Source organism: Synechococcus sp. R55.2 (assembly GCF_047462075.1).
Lineage (GTDB): Bacteria > Cyanobacteriota > Cyanobacteriia > Thermostichales > Thermostichaceae > Thermostichus.
In genome coordinates this window covers 1-2,590 of sequence record NZ_JANSIH010000408.1, presented here as the reverse complement: position 1 = coordinate 2,590, position 2,590 = coordinate 1, and the positions used below count along the sequence as shown (strand labels likewise).

Genomic DNA, 2,590 nt, shown 5'->3' with positions numbered 1-2,590 from the left:
TCTTTCCTCTATAAATTATTCTCTCTATCCTAACATAAGATCAACACGACCTAGGACACTGCACCCACGTCTGAAACGTTGAGTGCATACAGCGAAGGGCTTTTTCTCTATAGCCCAGGTGTCTCACCCTAACCTGAAACGACTACAACTCTTCTGCGGGGATGACAATGCCGGCTCTGGAGAGCCTGAGGTCGGGCTCAAGACAAGGCTAGGGATTACAGAAAGCACACTGAGCGGGATCCGCCCAAGGCTCTGCCACAGGCTCGGTGTGGGTGTGAGAACAGCGGGAACAGCCATATACCCATGCCTTGGTCACAGGGGTAGGGGCGCCACATTGACCGCAGGGCAGTCCAGAGACCGAGCGGATCCGCCAGTAGCCGGGAGTGCCGCAGGCCGGGCACAGGCTTTGGGCCTTGGCGATTAGGTTTTGGGTGGCGGCTGCGATAACCTGGAGCCGGGTTGGGTTGCACATGGCCCGCATGTCGGTTTCCAGATGAAGGCCCCCTTGCCGAGTCAGCATCTCCCCCACCACCTGCTTCAGGGTCTCTTCATCTTGGATTCCTTTGTGGATGACCTGAGGCTTTTCTGGCCGGTCGAGGGCAATCAGGGCATGCTGGGGAAAACCCGCTTTCTGGGCAAAGTCCAGCGCCTCTGCAAAGCTGTGTACCCAGCGATGGCCGAAATTGGTTTGGGTGCTTTCCGCATAGCCCACCAGCTCCAAAGGCTCTGCGCCAGGCTCATAAACCCTGAGCATGACCCATTCTTGGTTCCAAGGGATCCAGGGGATCTGAGGGTGGGGGCCAAAGGACCCCTCGCTGGCCAAGCCCAGAGCTTCAGGATGATCCTGCAAAGCCCTTGCAATCTTCAGGCGCAGAGTGTGGATGGGATCCCCCGGTCGGGGCCGCTCCCGCGAGAAGGTGCCCAGTTGGTCGGTGTCAAAAGTTGCTACTTGGACTTGAATCCCCAAATGTTCGGCCAAGAGAGGGCCGATGACCTGCTCTTTGCGATGCAGGGTTGCCAAGTAGGCGACCCGACCCTTCCATTGCATAGACTCAGACTTAACCTAGATCTGGCAAACGGATCCCGCAGCTTTGTGGCTCAGGCCAATTGGGGTTACTCAAACCAGGGGACTGGCCTCGAGCGGCAAGCCCAACTGGGCAACAGCCTCGGCCAAAGCCACCTCACGGCTGTCCACAAACCGCTCTGGGGGCAGTGGCAAATGTAGGTTTTCCAGGCGCTGCCGGATCCGGCCCTTGGCCCCAACAATCCACACCTGTTTGCCCCGATCCAGGGCCTCGCGAATGGCATTTTCCAGGGATAGCGTTGCGGAAACGCCCAGCATCGGCACATCCGACAAATCCAGCACCAAGGCTTGGCAGGAGGCCACCGCCTGATGTTGGCGGGAAATGGCTTGGGAAACCCCGAAGATCATCGGCCCGCTCAGGTAAAACAGCAACACCTGGCCGCGTCCCTGGCGCAGCAATTCCCTCTCACGGGGAGTGAGATCCACCGCATCATCGGCATCGGTAATGGCTTTCACCTCTTCGGAGTGGATCTCGCTGAGGCGTTGAATGGTGAGCAAGTTGGCCACAAACACCCCCACCCCTACGGCGGCGATGAGATCCACAAACACCGTCATGAACATCACCCCATACATGATGGCTGCCCCTTTGAGGGAGAGCCGGTGGGCCCGCTTGAGGAAGCTCCAGTCGAGGATATCCACCCCCACCTTGAGGGCGATCCCTGCCAGCACCGCCATCGGGATCCCTTGCGTGAGGGGAGCTGCAAACAGCACCACCATCAACAGAATGAGGGCGCGGGTGACGCCCGCCAGAGGGGTACGTCCCCCCGACTGGATATTGACCACCGTGCCCATGGTTGCCCCTGCTCCCGGCAGCCCTCCCATGAAGCCGGACACCAAGTTAGCGATCCCCTGCCCGATCAGCTCTTGGTCGGAGTCGTGGCGGGTGCGGGTGAGGTTATCAGCAATGACTGCCGTTAAGAGGGTGTCGATGCAGCCCAGCATCCCCAGCACCACCCCATCCAGCACCAAGTTGGCCAGGGAAGCAAAGGGCAACTGCGGCCACTGCAACTGCGGCAAACCGGTGGGGATAGGGCCAATGCGCCGCAAATCCCAATCGGCCATGAACAAGCTGGCCACCAGCGTTCCCAACACCAAAGCCACCAACTGCGGCGGCACCACCCGTCGCCAGGGCTTGGGATAGCCAAAAAGGATGGCAAGCGTCAGCAGCCCCAGCCCCAGCTCTGGCATCTTGAGGTTGAGCAGGTAGGTCGGCAGGTTCTGCACCGCCCCAATCACTCCCCCCTGGCTGGCGTGGCCCAAAAGCGGCGGGATCTGCAGCAAAATCATGATCCAGCCGATCCCGGACATAAAGCCGGAAATAACGCTGTAGGGCATGAGGGTGATGTATTTACCCAGTTTCAGGGATCCAAACAGGATCTGAAACAAGCCCCCCAGCATCACCACGGTGAAGGCCGGCCCCAGCCCCTGCTCCGGATAGCGGGCTGTAACATTAGCAACCACCGCCGTCATCATCACAGTCATCGGCCCGGTGGGTTCGGAGATGAG

2 protein-coding genes are annotated in these 2,590 nt (G+C 59.7%); both read right to left on the bottom strand.

What is annotated here, in order from left to right; translation table 11 throughout:
- Window positions 1–208 precede the first annotated feature (208 nt).
- Window positions 209–1,048, bottom strand: a complete 840-nt coding sequence (locus tag NW838_RS13295) for a DUF6671 family protein (protein ID WP_414428194.1) — start codon at window positions 1,046–1,048, stop codon at window positions 209–211.
- Window positions 1,049–1,117: 69 nt separating this feature from the next.
- A partial coding sequence (locus NW838_RS13290; RefSeq protein ID WP_414428193.1) for a SulP family inorganic anion transporter occupies window positions 1,118–2,590 on the bottom strand: 1,473 nt, incomplete at its 5' end.